The following is a 6,352-nucleotide window of genomic DNA, read 5'->3' as shown; positions in this document are numbered from 1 at the left end:
CTTTCATGATCGGGGGTGCCTGGAAAAGTCATGACCGTTAGCAGCGCCCACCGCGTGCTGATGCGCGCGCACCACGGGGGAATCCAGAAACACGATGGTCAGGTCGACGCCCTTGAGCCGCTGCAGCAGCTTCAGGATCTCCCCCCAGACCCCACGCGCGATCCAGCGTTGCCAGCGCATGTAGATCGTGTGCCAAGGGCCATAGGCGTTCGGCAAATCCCGCCACGGAGTGCCTGTGCGCAGAACATGCAGCACACCTTCCAACGCCTCGCGGTTCTTGACCTTCGGCGGACGTCCCCGGCGACCCTCTTCGGGTGGCAATAACCGGTTGATCTGCTCAAATTGCTCGTCCGTAAGGTAATACAAACGATCCATGCTCGACCCCTCTGGCCGTGGATGATAGCCAGTAGTCTCGCACACAAACCATGATTTTGTGAACACAGCCTACAACGGGTGGAGCTAGTTACGTTCGCCTGGCGCACCCGAAGACCCGCCTGGAAGCGATCACCAGTCGCCCGATATTGTTCGCCGGGGTGGGCCGCCTGACCGAGCACGCCGGCCAGTCCCGCTGGCTACTCACGCTTTGGTTTGGCACGCCCGAGACGATTCGAACGTCCGACCCCTGCCTTCGGAGGGCAGTACTCTATCCAACTGAGCTACGGGCGCGTGCAGGGTTGGAAGCTTAACCGCTTTGCTCAGGGTAGTCCACCCCGCAAGCGCTGGTTAGCTGCTGGCGGCAGATCGGTGCTGCCGCCAGCATGTCCAGGAACGGTTAAAATCGCCGCTGGGAGATGCCGCAAAGCCCGTCAGGCCGATGCCCGGCGTCATGCCTTCCAAGCGGCAAGTCCGATCCAGATCATCCGAGCAAATAAACCGTGAAAATTCTCGAATACAACGGACTCGACACGTCCCGAGTCAAGGCCAGCTATCGCAAGGTAGTGGAGGCCATCGCACGCGACGACTTTTACGCCGCACAGGTCAAGAAGCTGGCCAATCTCAGCCATGGCAGGTTTTACCGGGCCAAACTCGATGATACCGCCCGGCTGTTGTTCACCCTGATTCGTCACGGCGACCAAACCTGCGCACTGATGCTGGAAGTGATCAGTAATCACGATTACGACAAGTCGCGCTTTCTGCGCGGCGCGGCAATCGACGACGAAAAGATTCCGGAGATTGGCGTCGATGAAGCGATCAGGGAAGCACAGCCGGTACGCTACCTGCACCCGGAACGTACGACGATTCACCTGCTGGACAAGCCGATCTCCTTCGATGACACCCAGGAGGCCATCTATCGCCGGCCAGCGCCGTTGATCGTCGTCGGCTGTGCCGGTAGCGGCAAGACCGCGCTGACCCTGGAAAAGCTCAAGCACGCAGAAGGCGAGGTGCTCTACGTTACCCACTCCGCCTACCTTGCGCAGAGCGCCCGTGATCTCTATTACGCGAACGGCTTCGAGCACGCCGGTCAGGAAGCGGTATTCCTCTCGTACCGCGAGTTTGTCGAATCGATCCGGGTGCCGCCGGGCCGGGAAGCCGGCTGGCGCGACTTTGCCGGCTGGTTCGGGCGTCTGCGGCAGGCATTCAAGGAATTCGACGGCCATCAGGTCTTTGAAGAAATTCGTGGCGTGCTGGCGGCCGGTGCCGGCGGCGTTCTCGCACGCGACGAGTACCTGGCACTCGGCATACGCCAGTCGATCTTCCCCGTCGAGCTGCGCGACAAACTCTACGATCTGTTCGAGAAATATCGCGACTGGCTCGCCGAGGCGAAACTCTACGACCTGAATCTCGTCGCCCAGGACTGGCAACGGCTGGCTGCGCCACGCTACGACTTCGTGGTCATTGACGAGGTGCAGGACATCACCACCGTGCAACTGGCGCTGGTTCTCAAGACCTTGAGAAAACCCGGCCATTTTCTGCTCTGCGGCGATTCCAACCAGATCGTCCATCCCAACTTCTTTTCCTGGAGTCAGGTCAAGAGCCTTTTCTGGAAAGACCCCAAGCTGGCCGAGCGGCAGGAACTGCACGTGCTCACGGCCAATTTCCGCAACGGCCTGGAGGCCACGCGGGTCGCCAACCAGTTGCTGAAAATCAAGCACAGGCGCTTTGGCTCGATCGACCGCGAGAGCAACTTCCTGGTTCAGGCGGTGGGCGGCGACACCGGGCAGGTTGCGCTGATGCCCGACAAGGACCTTGGCAAGCGCGAACTCGACCAGAAGATTCGCCAGTCCACCCAGTTCGCCGTGCTGGTGATGCGCGACGAAGACAAGGTGGAAGCGAGAAGGCACTTTGCAACGCCGCTGCTGTTCTCGATTCATGAAGCCAAGGGTCTCGAATACGAGAACATCATCCTCTACCGTTTCATTTCCGATCATCGCGCCGAGTTCAGCGACATCGTCGAGGGCGTTGCCCGCGCCGACCTGGCCGTCGAGACCCTGGACTACCGGCGGGCAAAGGACAAGAGCGACAAGTCGCTGGAAGTCTACAAATTCTTTGTCAATGCTCTCTATGTGGCGCTGACGCGCGCCATCCGGAACATCTACGTCATCGAGTCGGACACCGCACATCCACTCTTCGCACTGCTCGACATGAGCCTTGGCCAGGTCAAGGTCGAGGCCAGACAATCGACCCTCGAAGACTGGCAGAAGGAAGCGCGCAAGCTGGAACTGCAAGGCAAGCAGGAACAGGCCGAAGCGATCCGTCGCACGATTCTGAAGCAGGTGCCGGTACCCTGGCCGGTGTTCGACGAGACCAAGGTCATCGAACTGGTGGTCAAGGTATTTCGCGAACAGGCGCCTGGCGCGAAGATGAAGCAGCAACTCTACGAATACGCGACTTGTCATGATGAGCCGCAACTGGCCGAATGGCTGGTCAGCGAGGCCAGATTCGAGCCGGCGAAAAATTTTGCGCAGCAACGCGCGAACTTCGGCCGCAAGACCTACATCCCTTACTTCGCCAACCATTTCAAGGACATTCTCAGGCAATGCGAGCAGTACGGCATCGACCATCGCCTGCCAATGAACCAGACGCCCTTGATGGCCGCGGCCGTCGCCGGCAATGTGCCCTTGGCGGAAGCGCTGCTCGAACGCGGCGCCAACCGCGAGGCGGTCGATCACTATGGCTACAACGCCCTGCACTGGGCCTTGCGCGAGGCTTTCCGCGATGCCAGATTTGCCGGCGGTCCGCTGGCCGCACTCTATGAACTGCTGGCACCGGCGAGCATCGACGTCAATACCGGCGATCGGCTGGTGCGCATCGACCGGCATCTGTCCGAATACTTCATTTTTCAGACGCTGTGGGTGCTGTTCAAGTCACGCTTCACCCACTGGCAGCGCCGTGCCAACGGCGCCTTCGATACGCAGGCGATTCTCGGCACCTGGCAGCACCTGCCGGCCAATATCGTTCGTCCCGAACGGAACAAGCGCCAGCATCTTTCCGGCGTGCTTGCCCGAAACGAAATCCATCGCGATTACGCCTATAACCGGGCCTTGTTCATGCGCGTCGCGCAGGGCTGGTATCAGTTCAATCCCGGACTCGCGGTACGGCAGAGGCAGGGGGATGAAGAGCAGTGGACGCCGATTTATAAGGCGCTCAATCTGCCGCTGATCAATGAGTTTTCCCGGACGGAGAGCCGGCAGTCTGCGGGATGGGAGCAGCTCCCGGAGGTCATCGACCACTATCTCACGCTGGGCGGCCTGCAAAAACGTAGCGTGCCCATCGCCACCGAGCGCGCCGTGGCCCTGGAGCAGGTTCGCCAGGCTGAATTAAAGACGTTCAGTGAACGCCTGCAGGCAGTTCTGGCCGGCGCTGCGCAACCGAATTTGAGTTGGGAAACGAAAGAGCGCAGGCGTCTCGAAGTCGAACGTCTGCTGCGGGAGATGGAAGAACGCAAGAAACGTTGATTTCACCGGCAAACGGGCGCTTCACTGTCCACTCCGCCCGGCTTTCCGAGGGGCCGACTGACTCAAGGTTCTGTCGAAGGTCATCATCTTCTTCAGGCGGTAAATCTGCGCGGGCCGCTGGTTGCCGACCTGAAAGCTGCCGGCGACCTGATCGAGAAGATCGAGTTCCTTGATCTTTCTCCGGAAGGAACTTTTGTCCAGCGGTGATCCCAGCACCTGTTCGTAGATCTTCTGCAGTTCTGCAAGCGTGAAGGTTTCCGGTAGCAGGTACGCGGGCAGAACGGAATAGGCCGACTTGCTCCGCAACCTGTCGACCGCTGCCTGGATGATCGCCGCATGATCGAAAGCGAGCTTTTGCAACTTGCTCACCGGCTGCCAGGTGGCCTCGGTCGTCGGCGATACCAGGGCAAAATAGGCAATGCTCGCGGACCAGCCGCGCGGGTCTCTCCGGTTTCCGGAAAACGTCGCGAGCTGTTCCAGGTAGGGCGGCCTGATGCCCATCTTCTCGCGGAGGATGCGGTAGGCCGCATCCTCCGCGTTCCCATCCTCCTGCGCATGGACGTATCCCCCAGGCAAGGCCAGCTCGCCGGCAAAGGGGGCATTTGGGCGGCGGATCAGCGCCACGCACAGCACATCGAGACAAAGGGTCATCAGAACCACGTCGACGGTGACGATGATTGATGGGTACATGGCGATGGTTTCTCCAGCAATTCAGGAGGAAAAAATTTTACTCTGGTTAGTTGCATTTAGCAAATATGCCTGCTACACTGTGCTTAGTGGCAAAACGCCACGAACATCGGGAGAACGTTATGAAGAAGACTCACTTGCTCATCATTGACCCGCAGAATGACTTCTGCGACATCGCCGGCGCTGCGCTGCCGGTCGCCGGCGCCAATGCCGATATGCAACGCCTGGCGGCATTTGTCGATGCCCACGCCGCTCGTCTTTACGACATCCACGTCACATTGGATTCGCACAACCCGCTGGATATCGCCCACGCTTCCTGGTGGGTGGATTCGCTGGGCAATCCGCCTTTGCCGTTTACCGTCATCAGCCAGGCCGACGTGCTTGCCGGGAAATGGCGCGCGCGTCATCCTGATGCACAGGCGCGCAGCGCGGCTTACGTCAGGCAGCTGGACCAGGCCGGGCGTTATGCGCTGGTGATCTGGCCCGAACACTGTCTGATCGGTAGCTGGGGACACAACATCCAGGTCGATCTGATGGGCGCACTCAACCGCTGGGCGCGTGACCGGATGGAAATCGTAGACTACGTTACCAAGGGATCGAATCCGTTCACGGAACATTACAGTGCCGTGCAGGCAGAAGTGCCCGACGCTGCGGACCCGTCCACCCTGGTCAATACCCGGTTCATCGACACGCTCGCTCGTGCCGATCAGATTCTGATCGCCGGGGAGGCGCTGTCGCACTGCGTGGCCAGCACGGTACGCGACATTGCCGCAAATTTTGGCGACGACAACGTCAGGAAGCTCGTGTTGCTCGAAGACTGTTCGAGTTCGGTGGCGGGCTTCGAGTCTCTCGGTGCCGACTTCATCACCGAGATGACGGCCCGCGGCATGCGGGTCATGAAATCGACCGATTACTGATCAGGAGCTGAGGATGAAACTCATCGACATGCAATCGGGAAAAGCCGCCGGATTCACGTTTTCCGCGACGCGCCCGGATAAGCTCGGGGCGACCGAGTACACCCTGGTCAGCGTGGTCACCGACAGAACCGGCAGCGTCAGTCATTTCGCGAAGGAACTGCTGGCAATGAAACGTGCCGTCGTCGAGGCTTGCCAGAAAAGCCCGCGCGCCGCCTATCTGCTGCTGCGGCAGCTCGAGTTCAATACCCGTGTCACGGAGATCCATGGCTTTGCCGAACTCTCCGCAATTGATCCTGCCGCCTACGTGATCCCCACCACCGGCGGCATGACTGCCCTCTACGATGCGACCATGGCCGCTGTCTCGGCGACCAATGCCTACGCGAAAGCACTTGCGGACGCCGACTTCGGGGTCAATGCCATCGTCTTCGTCATTACCGACGGGGACGACAACGCATCGACCTCGTATGGCCCGAAAGACATCGCCAGAGAAGTGCTTGCAGGGGTGAGCGCGGAGTGGCTCGAGTCGATCCGGGTCGTCCTGATCGGCATCAATGCGGCCCAGCATCGCCTGCAACTGCAAGGCTTCACCGCCCAGGCCGGGGTCGACCAGTACGTGGACGTCGCCGATGCCACCCCCGGTACGCTGGCCAAGCTGGCAAGATTCGTCAGCCACTCGATCTCCTCACAATCGCAGAGCCTGGGGACCGGTGGTCCGAGCCTGGCCCTGGTGTTCTGAGGCGCGCGCGATGGGAGTCGACAGCTACTTTGCCATCGGGTCTGCGCATGCCCTGGCAGCCGAGCCCTGCCAGGACTATGCCACGCACGAGAGCAGCACCAGTGGATGTTACGGGG

At 60.4% G+C, this 6,352-nt stretch carries 5 protein-coding genes and 1 tRNA gene; 3 read left to right on the top strand and 3 right to left on the bottom strand.

All coding sequences use genetic code 11. The annotated features are described in order from the left end of the window. Window positions 1-3: 3 nt before the first annotated feature. Complete coding sequence (locus tag CAPSK01_RS22185) at window positions 4-375, bottom strand: IS5 family transposase (protein ID WP_273703256.1); 372 nt, start codon at window positions 373-375, stop codon at window positions 4-6. Between the two features lie 214 nt (window positions 376-589). Next, window positions 590-666: transfer RNA gene (locus tag CAPSK01_RS07385), tRNA-Arg, on the bottom strand. 209 nt (window positions 667-875) lie between these two features. Between CAPSK01_RS07385 and CAPSK01_RS07380 the strand changes: the two genes are divergently transcribed. Next, window positions 876-3,896, top strand: a complete 3,021-nt coding sequence (locus tag CAPSK01_RS07380) for an ankyrin repeat domain-containing protein (RefSeq protein WP_034924532.1) — start codon at window positions 876-878, stop codon at window positions 3,894-3,896. Window positions 3,897-3,917: 21 nt separating this feature from the next. Here the strand turns inward: CAPSK01_RS07380 and CAPSK01_RS07375 are convergent, their stop codons facing one another. Continuing rightward, the gene (locus tag CAPSK01_RS07375) at window positions 3,918-4,586 is read right to left on the bottom strand and encodes an NUDIX domain-containing protein (RefSeq protein ID WP_034924529.1); all 669 of its coding nucleotides are present in this window, start codon (window positions 4,584-4,586) and stop codon (window positions 3,918-3,920) included. 119 nt (window positions 4,587-4,705) lie between these two features. Here CAPSK01_RS07375 and CAPSK01_RS07370 point away from each other — a divergent pair, with 119 nt between their 5' ends. Both CAPSK01_RS07370 and CAPSK01_RS07365 read left to right on the top strand, forming a co-directional pair. Further along, window positions 4,706-5,500 carry an isochorismatase family protein gene (locus CAPSK01_RS07370; protein WP_034924526.1) on the top strand — a complete coding sequence of 265 codons (795 nt, stop codon included), beginning with the start codon at window positions 4,706-4,708 and terminating at the stop codon, window positions 5,498-5,500. A 13-nt stretch (window positions 5,501-5,513) separates the two neighbouring features. Continuing rightward, window positions 5,514-6,236 carry a hypothetical protein gene (locus tag CAPSK01_RS07365; RefSeq protein ID WP_034924524.1) on the top strand — a complete coding sequence of 241 codons (723 nt, stop codon included), beginning with the start codon at window positions 5,514-5,516 and terminating at the stop codon, window positions 6,234-6,236. The last annotated feature ends 116 nt before the right edge of the window (window positions 6,237-6,352 follow it).

This window comes from Candidatus Accumulibacter vicinus (assembly GCF_000584955.1).
GTDB classification, from domain to species: Bacteria; Pseudomonadota; Gammaproteobacteria; order Burkholderiales; family Rhodocyclaceae; genus Accumulibacter; species Accumulibacter vicinus.
This window is presented reverse-complemented; position numbering and strand designations above follow the sequence as displayed.